Genomic DNA, 16,925 nt, shown 5'->3' on the forward strand with positions numbered 1-16,925 from the left:
CTCCGGGTCAGGGGAACCGAGCCGGGGGGAGACACCAGGGGATGGCGGACATAGACGTCGTCGCGGACGAGCTGCGGAACTACGCGCTCTACCTGCGGCACGAGCCGTCGAGCCAGGACATCGGGACGACGGTCAGGAACCAGGCGACGCGGCAGGGGTGCGACGAGGCCGGGTTCACGGGCCTGCTCGAGCCGCTCACGATCGCCATGCGCTTCCTGCGTGAGCAGGTCGGCAGGGTCTGCGACATCGCGCAGCAGCGGCTCAACGTGATGGGTGACGCCCTGATCGCGACCGCCGACGACTACCAGCACGTCGACCACGAGAACCAGACCAGGATCCAGGACTCGCCGAGGGAGACGTCGGCGTCATGACCGAGTACCACAACCCGGTCCCGGTCACGGCGGCGCCGATCAACCCGCAGCCCGGCGACATCAACGCGATCCTCAAGGACGACAAGCGCTTCGCGGGGCAGGCCGTCGACTGGGTGGTGTCCCAGTTCGGCGACCTGCTCGGGTTCGGGGACCAGGGGCTCTACGACTACCTCGTGCGGCCGCTCGCCGGGGACTACAGCCGCATCAAGGCCAACGGCCAGGCGTGGGCCGACTGCGGCACGATGCTCCGGACGGTGCAGACGAACCTGGTCAGGACGTCGGTGCAGCTGGTCACGAGCGACTGGAAGGGCAAGGCGGCGACCGCCTTCGCGAGCCACGTCGACGTCGTGTTCGGGGCGGGCATGTACGCGGCCGAGAAGGGCTGCGACTACGTCGGGAAGGGCTTCGACAAGCTGTCCGAGCTGTCGGTCAGGATCGCCCAGAAGTGCGTCACGCTGCTGAACATCGTCATCGACAAGATCATCAAGCTGTTCGGGAAGATGATCCCCGGGTTCGGCACGGTGTGGTCGATCGTCGAGTGGGTCGCGAGCGGCTTCGACAAGGCGCCCTACATCTCCGACGTCGAGGAGATCGTCGAGCTGGTGAACCAGGTGCGGACCCTGCACCAGACCCTCACCAAGCTCGTCACGGACGTGACCGACTACTTCGAGGGCGTCCAGGCGATGGTGCAGGCGGTGGCGGGCATCCCCGAGGTGGACTCGACGAGCAAGGCGGCGGAGATCGCCAAGCAGTTCGGCGAGGGCAGGGACAAGGCGAAGAAGGCCAGGGCGGACGCCGACAAGCAGGCCGCGTCCGCGCAGCGGCAGCTCGACCAGATCGCCCAACCCGTCGACGTGGCAACGAGGTGACACGAGTGGACCTGGACGCGTTGGACGACGTGGTCGACGCCGACCTCGCGGCGGCGGACCGGACGGTGGCGGAGGTCCGGCGGCGGACCGAGGGGCGGCTGCGCGCCGAGGCCGAGCGGTGGCGGGAGTTCGCCACCGGCCCGGACGCGGCGCCGGAGTGGCGGCGGGTCGTGGAGCGGGTCGGTACCGGGGAGCTCTGCTGGTACGACCTGGCCGCGGGCGAGCTCTGGGCGGACGAGGACGTCGCGGCCGCACGGGCCGCGAGCATGGCGACGCGACAGGCCGCGGCGCTGCCCGACGACCTCGACGAGGAGCCGGCGGACTCGCCGCTGCGTCGCGACTGAGCGTCGAGGGGTCGCTCAGTACGGCGCCCGGTCAGTCCTGTTCGAGGAAGCGGGCGACGTCGTCCCGGCCGAAGTAGCGAGCCCAGCCCGCCGGGTCCAGGTGGAACTGGGTGTCGAGCGCGTCGCGGTCCGCGCCGTGCTCGACGAGCAGCCGCACTACCGGCAGCGCACCGGCCCCGGCGGCGTAGTGCAGCGCGCTGGTACCGGCGGAGACGTCGACCTCGAAGCCGAGGTCGACGAGGAGCCGGACCGAGGGCCAGTGCTGCCTGCCCGCCATCTGCGCGACCAGTCCGGCATGCCGGTCGCGCAGCGCGGGGTCCGCCGCCAGCATCGACCGGGCGGCCGAGGCGTCCGCGTCCAGGCAGGCCCGCACGAACGGCTCGACCGGCCGGGTCGCCTGGTAGAGGTCCCGCATGGTCGCGACCTCGGCGCCGTGGTGGACCAGCTCGTCCAGCTCGTGGAGCACGAAGGCCGCCCGCGTGTCGTCGGCGTACACGCCGGCGACCGACCCCATCGCCGCGGTCAGCCCGGCCGGGTCGGTGGCCGCGACGTGGGTCCGGAACAGCGTGAACGCCTGCTCGAGCCGGTCGGTCGCCTCGGCGGCCGTGCCGGGCTCACCGTCGCGGTCGAGACGTCCCGTCGGCTCGACACCGAGCCAGGTCGCGTTCCGCTCGCCCGCGAGCACGTCGATGATGTGGCACAGCCGCCACGCGATGGTCGTCAACGGCGCCGGTGCGGGCGGCACGGGTGAGCCGTCGGCGCGGAACGTGCCGTCCTCGGTCGCCCGCACCGACCAGCAGCCGTCGACGGGCTCCCAGAAGTACTCCTCGTCGGTGAGCCCGCCGACGCGTTCACGCAGCCGGCGGAACGCGAAGTCCACCGCGTCGAGCAAGTCCTGCCTGACGCGTTCCAGCTCGGTCGGTCCGTGCACCTGCCCGACGATAGCCCCGAGCTCACCCGCGGGCCGCGGGTTGGCAGTGTGGACACCACACGGTGCCGCGCCCACCGACCCGGCCGTGGTGCAGCGGGGTTGCGCAGCGTGGGCAGGTGCCGTCCGGGTCGTCGCGGTGTCCGGTCAGCCAGTTCCTCCTCGGCGGGACCCGGCCGTCCTTGACCGCCTGCCTGAGCACGGCGCCCATCGCGGTGTGCAGGCCTCCCAGCTCGCGCCGGCCGAGCCGGGCGCACGAGCACCGGGGATGGACGCGGGCCCGCCACAGGATCTCGTCGGCCAGCAGGTTGCCGAGCCCGGCGACCAGCTCCTGGTCGACCAGCGCCGTCTTCACGGTCCGGCGCAGCCCGCCGACGGTCTCGACGAACTCCTCGCGGGACACGTCGAGGGCGTCCGGCCCCAGACCGGACAGGAGACGGTCGAGCGCGGCCTCGTCCGCGACGAGCCGGACGCCCTGCAGCTTGCGCATGTCGCGGTAGCGCAGTTCGCCCTCGTCGAAGGTGAGGACGACCCGGTCGTGCCGGTGCCGGTCCTCGCCGTCGGTCGCCCAGCGCAGTGAGCCGGTCATCCCGAAGTGCAGGACGAGCACGGGTCCGTCCACGGTGGGCGCGACGAGCCACTTGCCGTGCCTGCGCGGCTGCTCGAACCGCCTGCCACGCAACACCGTGCGCAACCGCCTGGTGCCGACGTCCCGCAACACGCCGGGGTCGGCGACCTCGACCCGCCGGATCGGACGGTCGACGGCATGACGTGCCAGCACGCGGCGGAACGTCTCGACATCGGGTAGCTCCGGCATGGTCCCGGCGTACCCGCCGGAGTGCGGGGTGAACCAGCCGGTTTCCGGGGTCGCCTGCCGGGTACGCGCTCGCCATGGCACACGACGGCAGGCAGGCGGCCACGACCGAACACGACATCGAACTGTCCAACCCGGACAAGGTGCTCTATCCCGGCGAAGGGCTGACCAAGGGCGACGTGGCCGAGTACTACCGGGCGGTCGCCGACGCGATGCTGCCCCACCTCGCCGGCCGGCCCCTCGTGCTGCACCGGTTCCCGGACGGGGTCAACACGAAGGGCTTCGTACAGCAGGACATCGGCGACCACGCCCCCGACTGGGTGCGCACGGCCGACCTGCCCCGGCGCGGCAGGGAGGGGACGGTGCGGCACGTGGTCTGCGAGGACGCCGACACCCTGGTGTACCTGGCGAACCAGGCCGCGCTGGAGCTGCACGCCTGGCCGTCCAGAGTGGACCGTCCGGAGCACCCGGACCGGCTGGTCGTCGACCTCGACCCGCCCGAGGGCACCGACGTGGCGACCCTGCGCACCATCGCCCGCCAGGTGCGCGACCTCTACCGCGAGGTCGGACTGGAGCCGTTCGTGCAGGCGACCGGCAGCCGCGGCTTCCACGTCGTCGCGCCACTGGACCACGGCGCCGACTACGAGTTCGTGCGTGAGCTGGCGGCCGACCTCGCCGACCAGCTCGCCGCGGCGCATCCCGACGCGCTCACCACCGCGCACCGCAAGCAGAAGCGCGGCGACCGGGTGTACCTGGACGTCGACCGCAACGCCTACGGGCAGACGTTCGTGGTGCCGTACTCGCTGCGCGCGCGGCCGGGAGCGCCTGCCGCGGCCCCGCTCGACTGGGCGGAGCTGGGCCGTGCGACGCCTGCCGGGCACACCATCCACACCATGGCGAAACGCCTGTCGCGCAAGCAGGATCCGTGGTCGTCGATGGGTGCGGGCGCGTCACCGCGCGACGTCAGGGCCGCGCTCGACGCCCTGCGGTGACGGTCCGGTCGATCCTGGTCAGGCCGCCACGTCGAGCACGGTCGCGACCCGGCCCTCCTCGCGGCGGTCGGAGGCTCGTACGCCTCGACGGCGGCGGTGGGCTCCTCGAGATTGAGGTCGACCGTCTCGGCCCTGGCCGGGGCGACCGTGAACCGCCCGCCCGCGCCGAGCACCGCCAGCGAGTCACCGGTACCGACCTCCGCCGCGGTGTTCGACTAGGTGGGGTTCAGCGCCGTGGGGTTGGCGGCCAGGGTCTCCGCGAGCTCACGCAGTTTGACGTTGTTGTCCTGGGAGGTCCGGCGCAGGACGTCGAACGCCTCGGCGGCGGACAGGTTGCGCCTGGCCATGAGGATGCCCTTGGCCTGTCCGATCACGTCCCGGCTCGCCACGGCGTGGCGCAGGTGCTGGAGCTCCAGTTCGCTCCTGGTGACGGCCTCGGTCATCGCCACGGCGAGGGACGCGTGCGTGGCGAACAGCAGCAGCACGTCGCGGTCGCGGTTCGTGAAGGCCGTGAGCCGGCGGGAGTACACGTTGAGCGCACCCGAGAGCCGAGGAGGCACCGCGTCGGGCAGCAGGGCGGTCGACAGCAGCGAGCGGAAGCCCCTCTCGGCCGCCGCCGGGCCGAACCTGCGCCAGCGCGGGTCCGCGGCCAGGTCGGTGCTGACGGCCATCGCCGGGCCGTCCGGTCGCGCCGCCTCCACGCAGGCGCCCTCGCCGAACTCGTACTGCAGCTGGTCCAGCTCGGTGGCGATGGCGTCGGTCTCCACCGGGGTGTGGAAGGTACCGTCGGGACTACGCAGGGTGACGCTCACGACGTCGGCGGGTGCCACCGTGTCCCGCGCCGCGCGGATCACCCGCTCCAACGCGTCGAAGACCGAGCGCACGCCGAGCAGCGCCTGTGTCAGCGACGCGAACCCGGCGGCCAACCCCGCAGCGGGCTCGTCGTCGAGTCCCACATCCACCGCGCCGCCGCGGCCGACGATGTCGTCCACTCCTCGCCCCCCATCCCCTACCCGTCCCGATGACCACCCCAGGTTAGCTCCGGCGGCCGTCGGCGGACGGGAGCCGTGCCCCGGTGGACTCCCCCCGGTCGGGGTAACTTGTGGACGAGTGGCCGTCGACCCCTTCCCGAACCGGAAACGGAGTCTTCACGTGCAGGACGACTGGAGCCGCGACAGGGCCGCGTTCGTCGCCGAACCGGCCGACGGCCCCCACCCGGCGGACGGTGACGAGATCCGCAGCCCTCTCGCCGCGCAGTTCGCGACGCTGACGAGGGCACTGCTGCGCACCGGGAGCGTGGCCGACGTCCTGGACGTCGTGGTGCAGGCGACGCACGCGGTCATCCCGACCGCGGACCTGGTCAGCCTCACGGTGCGGACGCCGGACGGGAAACTGCACACCCCGCTGGAGACCGATCCGCTGGGCACGGAGCTCGACGAGCTGCAGTACGAGTTCGACGAGGGGCCGTGCCTGGAGGCCGCCCGCGAGGAGGGCATCGCCTACACCCACAGCGGTGACCTCGCCGCGTCGCCCGACTGGCCGAGGTTCGGCCCGGCGGCTGCCGACCGCGGCTACGTCTCCGTGCTCTCCACGGCTCTCGTGTCCTCGGACCAGCCACCCCGGCTGCGCGGCGCCATGAACATCTACTCCCGCGAACCCGGCGCGCTCGGTGACGAGATGACCCGCGACCACGCGCTCCTGCTCGCCACCCACGCCTCGCTGGCGCTGGCGCACACCGAGGCGGTCCGGCTGGCCGAGCTGCGCGAGACGCAACTGCGCAGGGCACTCGAGTCCCGCGACGTCATCGGGCAGGCCAAGGGCATCCTCATGAACCGGCGCGGCATCGACGCCGACGAGGCGTTCGACCTGCTGCGCCGCACCTCCCAGGACCTCAACGTCAGGCTCGCCCAGCTCGCGGACACGCTCGCGTCCCGCCACACCGAGCTCGGCCTGCCCGACCGGTAGCACCCACGCGGTCGGCATCCGTTCCCGCGTTGGGCGATGATGGACAACCGACGGAGCACGGGATCGAACGCGGAGGTACGTGAGGCGGTGGATGGTGAACGCCATCAGCGGCTGTTGCGGCTCCTCGCCGAACGGGCGCACGGCGAACGCCCCGCCTGGGCACGGCTGGTCTGCGAGGTCGCGGTCACGCACCTCGGCGTCGACGGCGCGGCGATCTCGCTGCGGACCTCGGGCCGCGCCCAGGAGCTGGTCGCGGACACCGGCACGTGGGCGCGAGGGCTGGAGGAGTTGCAGTACACCCTGGGCGAGGGACCCGCGGTGGAGGCGTTCGGGACGGCGGGCCCGGTCCTGGTCTCCGACCTGTCCGACGCCGGAGCGCGCTGGCCCGGGTTCGTGGACTCGGCGGGCGCGCACGGCCTGTGCGCGGTGTTCGCCCTGCCGATCCAGGGTGGCGCGGTCCGGCTGGGAACGCTGTGCCTGTACCGCCGTCGCCCGCGCGGCCTGTCCCCCGAGGAGCTGGGCGACGCGGCCGTCCTGAGCGACCTCGCCACCTCGGCGCTGCTGACCGACGTGAAGGCGAACACGGCGTCGTGGACACAGGCCGAGTTACCGGGGCACTACGACGACGTCAACATCGCCACCGGCATGCTCGCCGCCGAGCTGCGCATCAGCATCGCCGACGCGTTCCTGCGGTTGCGTGCGCACGCGTTCGGGACGGGCAGCCCGCTGCTCGAGGTCGCACGCGCGGTGCTCACCCGGCAACTCGGTGCCCACGCGTTCCAGGAGTGAGACCGTCGCCGCCATCACTCCGAGCTGCTGCAGCCGCGGATGACGAAGGCCCGTGTCTGCACTGCGTCGACGGCAGCGGCGGTGGAGCCCAGGATCTCCTTGGCCTGCTCGGCACCCCCGCGGCTCTCAGCCTGGGCGCGGCTGAGAAGTCGGCGATGTCGCTACCCGCTGTCACGCTCGTCCTGGCGGGGATGGTGCGCGACCGGCCGGTCGTCATCACCACGACGACGTGGGGGTTGTCATCGGATGGATGACATGTTAGAACTGTCGTGCGTGTTGACACCGATCCCGACACAGGAGGTGGAACCCCATGTTGATGCGCACCGACTCGTTCCGTGAGCTGGACCGGTTCGCCCAGCGGATGCTCGGCGCCGCGACCCCCGGAACGTGGTCACGACCTGCGACGATGCCCATGGACGCCTACCGCGCGGGCAACGAGTTCGTCGTCTGTTTCGACCTGCCCGGCGTCTCCCCCGACGCCATCGAGATCGACGTCGAACGCAACGTCCTGACGGTCAGGGCCGAACGTCGCCCACTCCCCGGGGACGTGCAGATGCAGGTCTCCGAGCGCCCCCTCGGCGTCTTCTCCCGGCAGTTGTTCCTCGGTGACACCCTCGACACCGACAACATCACCGCCGACCACGACTCCGGGGTGCTGACGCTGCGCATCCCGGTCGCCGAGAAGGCCAAGCCCCGGCGCATCACGGTCGGCAACGCCCCCGAGGCGATCAACGCCTGACCAGCGCGGCCGTGTGGGACCGGCGCCGGTCCCACACGGCCGCGCTCAGGTGGGAGCTACCCGTGATGACTACTGTTTCGACCAACTCTGTGTATGTGTGGAGGTGACCCATGAGCTCCGGCGAACTGCTGACCGTGCGCAAGGACCTGCGAGACGAGGCACTGGTCGTCCACGTCGCGGGCGAGGTCGATCTCGCGACCACACTGTCACTCGGGGAGGAGCTGGCAGGCGTCGAGCACACCGTGTCGCCACCGGCGCGGATCGTGGTCGACACGACGGACGTCACGTTCCTGGCGTCGGCCGGCCTCTCCCTGCTCATGGACCTGCACCAGCGGTGCGCGGGCGCCGGGGTGGAGCTGCGGGTCGTCGCAGGCAACAGGGTGGTCCGGCGCACCCTCGACCTCTCGGGGCTGACCCCGATCCTGAACGTCGTCGACGACATGGACGCCGCGCTCGCCCCCGCGTGAACAGCGCGACGGCGGCCGGTGACAAGGTTGGCGGCAGCCACCAGGGGTCCGCCCTCCACGACGTCGACACACCCGTCCGCACCCGGGTCGCGGTCCTGCCACGGCCTCGGGTGGCCGCGATCGAGTGGCTGGACCTGATCTGGCCTGCCGGACACCGGGTGCGGACGGTGGCCGAGCTCCTCGACGACGACCCGGTCCTGCGCGACGTAGGCCCTCCCGCGAGCCCCGCCGAGGCACGCCGGATCAGGTAGCCGAGCCGCGGTATGGGATTCGCCCCGAGGGCGTCGGCCGCGACCCGGGCACGATTGACGTGCGCGTACCCGGCACGTAGCGTTCTGAGCGCATGACGGTTTCCCGAAGCCGGTGAGAATCCGGCGCGGTCGCGCCACTGTGTACCCGCCGTCCAGGTGGGTGAGTCAGGTCGAGGTGCCGTCGTCGTTTCGCCCGTACCAGGGACGCGAAATCCCGAAGGGAGTCACTCCGTGGCCAGTATCCCCGCCGACTCGTCCACTCCGGTCGTCCTGCCAGTCTCCAAGGCCGCCCTGTTGCTCGGCCTGACCGTGCTGGTGGCGTTGCTGATCTACTACTTCGTCGGCATCGACCAGGGAGCCACGTCGCTGTTCGGCGACGACTCGCACGTGCACGAGTTCGTGCACGACGCCAGGCACTTCCTCGGCTTCCCCTGCCACTGAGCCACGGAACGGACAACCGAAGATGGAGACGAAGCTCATCCTGCGCGGCGCACTCACCGGCGCGCTGGGCGGTCTGCTCGCGTTCGTGTTCGCGCGGATCTTCGCCGAACCGCGGATCCAGGCCGCCATCGACTACGAGTCCGGGCGCGACGCCGCACAGGCCGCACTGGACGAGGCGGCAGGTAGGCCCGCCGCCGCCGAGGGCATGGAGATCTTCAGCCGCGGCATCCAGGCCAACCTCGGGATCGGCGTGGGCATGGTGGCGTTCGGCCTCGCCATGGGCGCGTTGTTCGCCGTCGTCTACACGGTCTCGCTCGGCCGGGTGGGCCGCGTTCGGGCGCGGGTGCTCGCGCTGCTGATCGCGGGTGCCGGGCTGCTGACCATGTACCTCGTACCGTTCGCGAAGTACCCCGCCAACCCGCCCGCGGTCGGGCACGAGGAGACCATCGGCGCCCGCAGCGGGCTCTACCTGGTCATGGTCGCCGGCTCGATCCTGTTCCTGCTCGGCGCGCTGTGGCTGGGCAGGAAACTGGCGCCACGCCTGGGTGTCTGGAACGCCACCCTGGTCGCCGCGGCCGGGTTCGCCGTCCTGACGGCGATCCTGATGGCGGTACTGCCGCCACTCGGCCACCTTTCGGCCAACGTCAACGAGTACGGGGTCCAGGCGACCGAGACACCGCTGCCGTTGAAGGACCCGGACGGCACGATCGTGTTCCCCGGCTTCCCGGCCGACACCCTCTTCGAGTTCCGCTTCTACTCGGTGATCGCCCAGGTGATCCTCTGGGGCACGATCGGGCTCGTCTTCGGACCGCTCGCCGAGCGCGTTCTCGGTGGTGCCAGGGAAGGAACCGCCCGCGTCACGGCGGACGCGTGACGGCCGGCACCCTGCTGTCCGGGCTGGGACCGTTCTTCGACGTCGGCTTCCACGGTGACGACCTGCCCGTCGCGCCGTGGCGGCCGCTGGCCGAGGTCCTCGACGACGGTCCGGTCCTGCGCGACCGGGTCGCCTACGTCCGGCGCTTCCTCGCCCAGGGCGGCGGGCAACCCGACGAGGCGGTGGAGCCGCGGGTCGCCGCGTCGGTGACGCATCTCGGGATGGTCGCCCGGCTGTGTTCACCCGTACTCGCCGTGGCCGCGGGCTCCGGCGAGGTGCTCGACCTCGACGGCAGCTGGTGGCAGCCGGTCGTCGGCGGCGCCGTGCCGTTGTCCGTGCCCGAGCGGCACACGCGGGTTCCCGACGACCTCGCGGCGGCCGTGTGCACGAGCCTGGTCGATGGACCGCTGCGGCGGCTCGACACCGCGATCGCCCGGTTCTCGGTGTCGAGCCACGTGCGCTGGGGCAACGTGGCGTCCGCGCTCAACGGCGCCACGACGATGCTCACCACCGCGCGGCCGGAGTGGACGACGAGGGTCCGCGCGCTGACCGCGGCCCTGTACGCCGTGCCGCCGCTGCGCGGGACGGCCGCCACCGTGAACGGCCGGTTCCGGCGAAACAGCTGCTGCCTGATCTACCGCGCCGCACCCGGGCACGCCGGCCCGAAGTGCGGCGACTGCGTGCTGACCGCCGGGCAAGAGAGCGGACCGCGGTGACGGTGCTCGTCCTCGGCGGGACGGCGGAGGCACGTGAGCTGGCCGCCCTGCTCCACGACAACGGGGTGGACTTCGTGTCCTCTCTGGCCGGTCGGGTGGCCCGGCCACGCCTGCCGGTCGGCCCGGTGCGGCTCGGCGGGTTCGGTGGCGTCGCCGGGCTGGTCGACTACCTGGCCGAGCACGCGGTCAGCTCGGTGGTCGACGCGACCCACCCCTTCGCCGAGGGCATGACCGCGAACGCCGTCGCCGCCTGCGCCGCGTCCCGGACCCCGTTGCTGCGGCTGGAACGGCCGGGCTGGTCGAACGCCCCCGGCGCCGAGCGCTGGCACTGGGTCGACGACCACGCCGAGGCGGCCGACCGCGTGGCGTGCCTGGGTGAGCGGCCGTTCCTGACCGTCGGACGCCAGGAGCTGGGGACGTTCACGGGTCCGCTGTCCACGCACGCGGCGCTGGTGCGGGTGGTGGACGTGCCCGGCATCGACCTGCCCGCCCGGTGGACGCTGGTGACCGGCCGCGGCCCCTACCACCCGGAAGGCGAACGAGCGCTGATGACCGGCCACCGCGTGGACTCCGTGGTGACCAAGGACTCCGGCGGCACCTACACCTGGCCGAAACTGCGGGTGGCGGACGAGCTTGGCCTCCCGGTGGTCGTGATCCGCAGACGGCCGTCGCCAGGCGAGGTCCCGACGGTCGGCGACCCCGCCGAGGCGGCGGCCTGGGTGCACGCAAGAGGCTGTGGCGCGTGACGCCCGAACCCCGCGAGGAGAACCGCATGCCCACCGTCGCGTTGCTGTCCACATCGGACACCGACCTGTTGTCCGCACGCGCGTCCGACGCCGGCTACCGCTGGGCGAACCCGGCGCGGCTCGACCTCGCCGACCTGCCGTCGGCCGTCGCGGGCGCCAGCATCGTCGTGGTGCGGCTGCTCGGCACGCCGGAGTCGTGGCGGGAGGGGTTCGCCGCGCTGCGGGCGACCGGTCTGCCGCTGGTGGTGCTCGGTGGTGAGCAGGCGCCGGACGCGGAGCTGATGCGGCTGTCCACGGTGCCCGCCGGGATCGCGGCGGACGCGCACCGGTACCTCGCCGAAGGTGGCCCGGCGAACCTGGCGCAGCTGCACGCGTTCCTGTCCGACACGGTCCTGCTGACCGGCGAGGGCTTCGAACCGCCGGTGACCGTGCCCGCCTGGGGCCTCGCCGAGCGCGGAGTCCCCGGCGAGAACCGGCCCAGGATCGGCATCCTCTACTACCGGGCGCACGAGACCAGCGGCAACACCGACTTCGCACACGCTCTCGCGGACGCCGTCGACTCGACCGGACAGGCCGTGGGCATACCGGTCTTCTCCACCTCGCTGCGCTCGGCGCCGGACGAGCTGTTCACCGCGCTCGGCACGCTCGACGCCCTGGTGGTCACCGTCCTCGCGGCGGGCGGCGTCACCCCGGCCGAGGCAGGCGCGGGCGGCGACGACGAGTCGTGGGACGTGGCCCGCATCCGCGCCCTGGACATCCCCGTCCTGCAGGGCCTGTGCCTGACCTCCAGCCGGACGGAGTGGCTGGCCTCCGGCGAGGGGGTGACCCCGCTGGACTCCGCGACCCAGATCGCGATCCCCGAGTTCGACGGCCGCATCATCACCGCGCCGTTCTCGTTCAAGGAGATCGACGCCGACGGCCTCCCCCGCTACGTCGCCGACCCCGAACGCTGCGCCCGCGTCGCGGGCATCGCCGTCGCCCACGCCCGGCTGCGGCACACCCCCCCGGCACAGCGGCGGATCGCGCTGATGCTCTCGGCGTACCCGACCAAGCACAGCCGAGTCGGCAACGCGGTCGGCCTGGACACCCCGGTGTCCGCGGTCCGGCTGCTGCGCCGCATGCGCGACGCGGGCTACCACGTCGGCGACCCGCCGGGCCTGGACCTCGAGGACGACACCGAGGCGGGCAACGCCCTCATCCACGCGCTGATCGCGGCGGGCGGGCAGGACGAGGAGTGGCTCACCGAAGCCCAGCTCGACGAGGCACACGTGCGGATCCCGGCGCGGGACTACGAACACTGGTTCGCCGCCCTCGACCCCGCCCTGCGGGCGTCGGTCACCGAGGCGTGGGGCGAGCCGCCCGGCGCCCTGTTCGTCAACGAGGCGGGCGAGATCGTGCTCGCGACGATCCAGTCGGGCAACGTCCTGCTGCTCATCCAGCCGCCACGCGGGTTCGGGGAGAACCCGGTCGCGATCTACCACGACCCCGACCTCGCGCCGTCCCACCACTACCTGGCCGCGTACCGCTGGCTGGAGCACGGTTTCGGGGCGCACGCCGTGGTGCACCTCGGCAAGCACGGGTCGATGGAGTGGCTGCCCGGGAAGAACGCCGCGTTGTCGGCGGCCTGCGGGAGCGACGCGGCCATCGGCAACATGCCGCTGGTGTACCCGTTCCTGGTCAACGACCCCGGCGAGGGCGCGCAGGCGAAACGCCGCGCGCACGCCACGATCGTCGACCACCTGGTGCCGCCGATGGCCCGCGCGGAGAGCTACGGCGACATCGCCCGGCTCGAACAGCTCCTCGACGAGCACGCCAACATCGCGGCGATGGACCCGGCGAAGCTGCCCGCGATCCGCGCCGAGATCTGGACCCTCATGCAGGCCGCGCACATGCACCGCGACCTCGGCCTCGACGAACGCCCCGACGACGAGGAGTTCGACGACTTCGTCCTCCACGTGGACGGCTGGCTGTGCGAGATCAAGGACGCCCAGATCCGCGACGGCCTGCACGTCCTCGGCCAGGCACCAACCGGGCAGCAGCGGGTGGACCTGGTCCTCGCGATCCTGCGTGCCCAACAGGTCTGGGGCGGGGAGACCGCCGCCGTGCCCGGCCTGCGCACGGCGCTGGGACTGCGGGAGGACGACGGGCAGTCCGGCGCCGTCGACGCGGTCGAGGCACAGGCGCGCGCGCTCGTCGAGGCCATGGAGAAGCGGGACTGGGACCCGGCCGCGGCGCGCGGCCTGCACGAGGACCCGGTGGTCGTGCGGGTGCTGGAGTTCGCCGCCGCCGAGGTCGTGCCCCGGCTGACCCGCACCAGCGACGAGCTGGACGCGGTCCTGCACGCGCTCGACGGCGGCTACGTCCCGGCCGGACCGTCCGGCTCGCCGCTGCGTGGCCTCGTGAACGTCCTGCCGACCGGCCGCAACTTCTACACCGTCGACCCGAGGGCGGTGCCCTCACGGCTCGCCTACGAGACCGGTGTCGCGATGGCCGACTCGCTGCTGGCCCGCCACCTCGACGAGACCGGCGAGTACCCGGCGTCGGTCGGGCTGTCGGTGTGGGGCACCTCGGCCATGCGCACCTCCGGCGACGACATCGCGGAGGTGTTGGCGCTGCTGGGTGTCCGGCCGGTGTGGGACGAGGCGTCGCGGCGTGTGCGGGAGCTGGAGGTACTGCCGCTGACCGAACTGGGCCGCCCCCGCATCGACGTGACCGTCCGCATCTCGGGCTTCTTCCGCGACGCCTTCCCCCACGTGGTCGCGATGCTCGACGACGCCGTCGGACTGGTCGCCGCGCTCGACGAGCCGGCGGAACAGAACTACGTCCGCGCCCACGTGTCGAGGGACCTCGCGTCGCACGGCGACGAACGCCGGGCGACGACCCGGATCTTCGGCTCCGCCCCAGGCTCCTACGGCGCGGGCATCCTCCAGGTGGTCGAGTCCGGCACCTGGCGCGACGACAACGACCTGGCCGAGGTGTACACCGCCTGGGGCGGCTTCGCCTACGGCAGAGGGCTCGACGGCAGGCCCGCCGCCGACGACATGCGTGCCAACTACAGCCGCATCCAGGTCGCCGCGAAGAACATCGACACCCGTGAACACGACATCGCCGACTCCGACGACTACTTCCAGTACCACGGCGGCATGATCGCCACCGTCCGCGCCCTGACGGGGTCCGACCCGAAGGCCTATGTCGGCGACTCCACCACCCCGGACGCCGTCCGCACCCGCACCTTGCAGGAGGAGACCAACCGGGTCTTCCGGTCCCGGGTGGTGAACCCGCGCTGGATCGGCGCCATGCAGCGGCACGGCTACAAGGGCGCGTTCGAGCTGGCGGCCACTGTGGACTACCTCTTCGGCTTCGACGCCACCACCGGCGTCGTGCACGACTGGATGTACGAGCGGCTGGCCCGGGAGTACGTACTGGACAGGAAGAACCAGGAGTTCATGCGCGAGGCCAACCCGTGGGCACTGCGCGGCATCGTGGAACGACTGCACGAGGCCGCAGAACGAGGACTGTGGGCCGAGCCCGACCCCGACGTGCTCGCGGAGATGCGGAGCGTCTACCTGTCACTCGAAGCCGATCTCGAGGACGGCGCGACGACCTGACGTGACCTGCCGGGGTGGCACGCCGAGCCCGAGCACGGCCCGTGGGGCGGCTCGCAGGGCGGTGCCGAGGTCGAATGTAGTCCACCCAGCTACCGCGAACGGGCGACGACGCAGGCCACCAGGCAGGCGCAGGGGGACCAGTTGCTGTTCCTGCACCGCTACCCCACGACGTTCGCCGCGGGCGGGGTCGCCGAGCAGGACCCCGCCGACTGGTGGCGTGCCGTGTGCACGGCCACCCGACTGCTGCTGACCCGCACCGGCGTCGCGGCCGACGAGGTCGTGGCCGTCGGGTTCGGCGCGCAGATGATGGGCGCGGTCCTGCTGGACGCGGCCCACGAACCGGTGCGGCCTGCCATGATCTGGGCGGACCACCGCAGCACGGCGCAGGCCGACCGTCTCAACGAGACCGTCGGCGCCCGGCACGCCTACCGCACGCTGGGCCACCGCGTCCACCCGACGTACTCGCTCGCGAAGGTCGTGTGGGTCCGCGACCACGAGCCGGACGTGTTCGCGCGGGTGCGGCACCTGTGCCTGGCCAAGGACTACGTCGTGCTGCAGATGACCGGGCGGCTGCTGACCGACCACTCCGACGCGTCGTCGACCAACGCCTACGACCAGCACGCGGGCAAGTGGTCGACGGACCTGCTCGCGGCGGCCGGGCTCTCGGCCGACCTGTTCCCGCCGATCGTCCCGTCCGCGACGGTCGCGGGCGGTCTGCTGCCCGCCGTGGCCGCCGAGATGGGCCTGCGGACCGGCACCCCGATCGTGCTGGGTGGCGGCGACGGACCGCTCGCCGCGCTGGGTGCCGGCGTGCTCGACCCGTCCGACGGCGCGTACGTCTACCTCGGCTCGTCGTCGTGGGTGTCCGTGTCGGCGCCGAAGCCCCTGCACGACGCGCACATGCGGACCATGACGTTCGACCACGTGGTGCCCGGCCGCTACGTGCCGACGGCGACGATGCAGGCGGGTGGGGCGTCACTCGACTGGGTGGCGGAGGTGCTCAGCCCGTCGGTCACCGAGCCGCTGCCGGACCTGCTGGCCGCGGCGGCCGACGCCGACACGACCGGCCTGTACTTCCTGCCGCACCTGCTGGGTGAACGGTCACCGCACTGGAACGCGAGCGCACGCGGCGCGTTCCTCGGCCTCGCCCGCCACCACGGCCCCGCCGAGCTGACCCGCGCCGTCCTGGAGGGGGTGGCGTTCAACCTGGCGACCTGCGTGACGGCGTTCCGCGAGGCGGGCATCCCGGTGGACAGCGTCGACGCGATCGGCGGCGGCGCGGCGAGCGACCTGTGGCTGCGGATCCTCGCCGACGTCTGGGGCGCGACCGTCCGGCGCCGCACGATCGTCGAGGAGGCCAACAGCCTCGGCGCGGCCGTCACGACCGCGGTGGCCGTCGGCCTGGTTGACGACTTCGGCGTCGCACGTGGACTGTCCACCGTGACCGCCGAGTTCACCCCCGACCCGGGCCGCCACACCGACTACCGGCGCAGGCACGCCACGTTCGCCGACGCCTACCGCCGCCTGGAGCCGTGGTTCACGACACAGGGCGACCCGGGCGGCTGAAGGCACCACCCCGGGTCAGGCACCGCCGTGCATGAAGCGTTCGAACGCGCGCTGGGTGGCCGCCGTGCGGGTCGCGGCGGCCATGACGGTCTCGGCGAGCATCCACAGCCAGGTGTCGAGGTCGACCCTGGTGCGGCTGATCACCACCCCGCCGACGACGTGGCGCACCTCGGTGTCGACGCCGCTTCGGTCGCTCTCGCGCAGGCTGAGGTCCTGTTCGGCGCCGTGGACGACCACGGAGACCGGTCGCGGGTCCCTGCCCGCGAGGCGGCCCGCGAACCCGCGCCGGTACTCGACCTCGACCATGCCCGCGGGCAGTGCCTCGGCCAGGGCGCCGGTGAGCACCCTGGCGAAGGACCGCACGTCGGCCTCGTCGGTACGCAGCATCGCGGCGACCACCTGCACGTCGCCGAGTGGGCCGAGGCCGCTGGGTTCGTTCGCCATC

19 protein-coding genes and 1 riboswitch are annotated in these 16,925 nt (G+C 72.5%); of the genes, 15 read left to right on the top strand and 4 right to left on the bottom strand.

Going from position 1 to position 16,925, the window contains the following annotated elements; genetic code table 11:
• Nucleotides 1–41: 41 nt before the first annotated feature.
• Genes CLV71_RS33985 through CLV71_RS33995 form a run of 3 tightly spaced genes read left to right on the top strand, consistent with a single transcriptional unit; the run spans nt 42 to nt 1,584 of the window.
• A complete protein-coding gene (locus CLV71_RS33985) occupies nt 42–371 on the top strand; it encodes a hypothetical protein (RefSeq protein WP_133907003.1) in 330 nt (109 codons plus the stop codon).
• Nucleotides 368–1,240, top strand: a complete 873-nt coding sequence (locus CLV71_RS33990; RefSeq protein ID WP_133907004.1) for a hypothetical protein — start codon at nt 368–370, stop codon at nt 1,238–1,240. Before CLV71_RS33985 ends, CLV71_RS33990 begins: the two co-directional genes overlap by 4 nt.
• On the top strand, nt 1,237–1,584 hold the full coding sequence (locus tag CLV71_RS33995) for a hypothetical protein (protein ID WP_133907005.1): 348 nt from the start codon (nt 1,237–1,239) through the stop codon (nt 1,582–1,584). Before CLV71_RS33990 ends, CLV71_RS33995 begins: the two co-directional genes overlap by 4 nt.
• Nucleotides 1,585–1,615: 31 nt before the next feature.
• Here CLV71_RS33995 and CLV71_RS48825 read toward each other — a convergent pair whose 3' ends face one another.
• Both CLV71_RS48825 and CLV71_RS34005 read right to left on the bottom strand, forming a co-directional pair.
• Nucleotides 1,616–2,515: a DinB family protein gene (locus CLV71_RS48825; RefSeq protein WP_208297885.1), complete on the bottom strand. Its 900-nt coding sequence runs from the start codon at nt 2,513–2,515 to the stop codon at nt 1,616–1,618.
• 22 nt (nt 2,516–2,537) lie between these two features.
• A complete protein-coding gene (locus CLV71_RS34005; RefSeq protein ID WP_133907007.1) occupies nt 2,538–3,329 on the bottom strand; it encodes an Fpg/Nei family DNA glycosylase in 792 nt (263 codons plus the stop codon).
• Nucleotides 3,330–3,403: 74 nt separating this feature from the next.
• On the opposite strand from CLV71_RS34005, the gene ligD reads away from it, so the two are divergent.
• Complete coding sequence (gene ligD, locus CLV71_RS34010; RefSeq protein ID WP_166664377.1) at nt 3,404–4,318, top strand: non-homologous end-joining DNA ligase; 915 nt, start codon at nt 3,404–3,406, stop codon at nt 4,316–4,318.
• 215 nt (nt 4,319–4,533) lie between these two features.
• Here ligD and CLV71_RS34015 read toward each other — a convergent pair whose 3' ends face one another.
• Nucleotides 4,534–5,310 (bottom strand): GAF and ANTAR domain-containing protein, encoded by a 777-nt coding sequence (locus CLV71_RS34015; protein WP_133907008.1) that lies wholly within the window; start codon nt 5,308–5,310, stop codon nt 4,534–4,536.
• Nucleotides 5,311–5,470: 160 nt separating this feature from the next.
• Here CLV71_RS34015 and CLV71_RS34020 point away from each other — a divergent pair, with 160 nt between their 5' ends.
• The 11 genes from CLV71_RS34020 to CLV71_RS34070 all read left to right on the top strand — a co-directional run bounded on the left by CLV71_RS34020 (nt 5,471) and on the right by CLV71_RS34070 (nt 16,480).
• Nucleotides 5,471–6,283 carry a GAF and ANTAR domain-containing protein gene (locus CLV71_RS34020; RefSeq protein WP_243866954.1) on the top strand — a complete coding sequence of 271 codons (813 nt, stop codon included), beginning with the start codon at nt 5,471–5,473 and terminating at the stop codon, nt 6,281–6,283.
• 87 nt (nt 6,284–6,370) lie between these two features.
• Nucleotides 6,371–7,072: a GAF and ANTAR domain-containing protein gene (locus CLV71_RS34025; RefSeq protein ID WP_243866956.1), complete on the top strand. Its 702-nt coding sequence runs from the start codon at nt 6,371–6,373 to the stop codon at nt 7,070–7,072.
• Nucleotides 7,073–7,382: 310 nt separating this feature from the next.
• Nucleotides 7,383–7,811, top strand: coding sequence for an Hsp20/alpha crystallin family protein (locus CLV71_RS34030; RefSeq protein WP_133907010.1), 429 nt, complete (start codon nt 7,383–7,385; stop codon nt 7,809–7,811).
• Between the two features lie 110 nt (nt 7,812–7,921).
• A complete protein-coding gene (locus CLV71_RS34035) occupies nt 7,922–8,278 on the top strand; it encodes an STAS domain-containing protein (RefSeq protein WP_133907011.1) in 357 nt (118 codons plus the stop codon).
• Entirely contained in the window at nt 8,275–8,529 is a 255-nt protein-coding gene (locus CLV71_RS49645; protein WP_243866958.1) for a hypothetical protein, read from the top strand. Before CLV71_RS34035 ends, CLV71_RS49645 begins: the two co-directional genes overlap by 4 nt.
• Nucleotides 8,530–8,608: 79 nt before the next feature.
• Nucleotides 8,609–8,726, top strand: a riboswitch (cobalamin riboswitch).
• A 34-nt stretch (nt 8,727–8,760) separates the two neighbouring features.
• Nucleotides 8,761–8,970, top strand: a complete 210-nt coding sequence (locus CLV71_RS34045) for a CbtB domain-containing protein (RefSeq protein WP_133907012.1) — start codon at nt 8,761–8,763, stop codon at nt 8,968–8,970.
• Nucleotides 8,971–8,992: 22 nt separating this feature from the next.
• Nucleotides 8,993–9,844 carry a CbtA family protein gene (locus CLV71_RS34050; protein WP_133907013.1) on the top strand — a complete coding sequence of 284 codons (852 nt, stop codon included), beginning with the start codon at nt 8,993–8,995 and terminating at the stop codon, nt 9,842–9,844.
• Nucleotides 9,841–10,560 (top strand): (2Fe-2S)-binding protein, encoded by a 720-nt coding sequence (locus tag CLV71_RS34055; protein WP_243866960.1) that lies wholly within the window; start codon nt 9,841–9,843, stop codon nt 10,558–10,560. Before CLV71_RS34050 ends, CLV71_RS34055 begins: the two co-directional genes overlap by 4 nt.
• On the top strand, nt 10,557–11,306 hold the full coding sequence (locus CLV71_RS34060) for a cobalt-precorrin-6A reductase (protein WP_133907014.1): 750 nt from the start codon (nt 10,557–10,559) through the stop codon (nt 11,304–11,306). The genes CLV71_RS34055 and CLV71_RS34060 overlap by 4 nt, the downstream gene beginning before the upstream one ends.
• A gap of 26 nt (nt 11,307–11,332) precedes the next feature.
• The gene (gene cobN / locus CLV71_RS34065) at nt 11,333–14,914 is read left to right on the top strand and encodes a cobaltochelatase subunit CobN (protein WP_133907128.1); all 3,582 of its coding nucleotides are present in this window, start codon (nt 11,333–11,335) and stop codon (nt 14,912–14,914) included.
• Between the two features lie 141 nt (nt 14,915–15,055).
• Nucleotides 15,056–16,480: a xylulokinase gene (locus CLV71_RS34070; RefSeq protein WP_133907015.1), complete on the top strand. Its 1,425-nt coding sequence runs from the start codon at nt 15,056–15,058 to the stop codon at nt 16,478–16,480.
• Between the two features lie 15 nt (nt 16,481–16,495).
• Here CLV71_RS34070 and CLV71_RS34075 read toward each other — a convergent pair whose 3' ends face one another.
• Nucleotides 16,496–16,924 (bottom strand): hypothetical protein, encoded by a 429-nt coding sequence (locus CLV71_RS34075; protein ID WP_133907016.1) that lies wholly within the window; start codon nt 16,922–16,924, stop codon nt 16,496–16,498.
• Between the last annotated feature and the right edge of the window lies 1 nt (nt 16,925).

Source organism: Actinophytocola oryzae, from assembly GCF_004364325.1.
In the GTDB taxonomy this organism is placed as follows: Bacteria; Actinomycetota; Actinomycetes; order Mycobacteriales; family Pseudonocardiaceae; genus Actinophytocola; species Actinophytocola oryzae.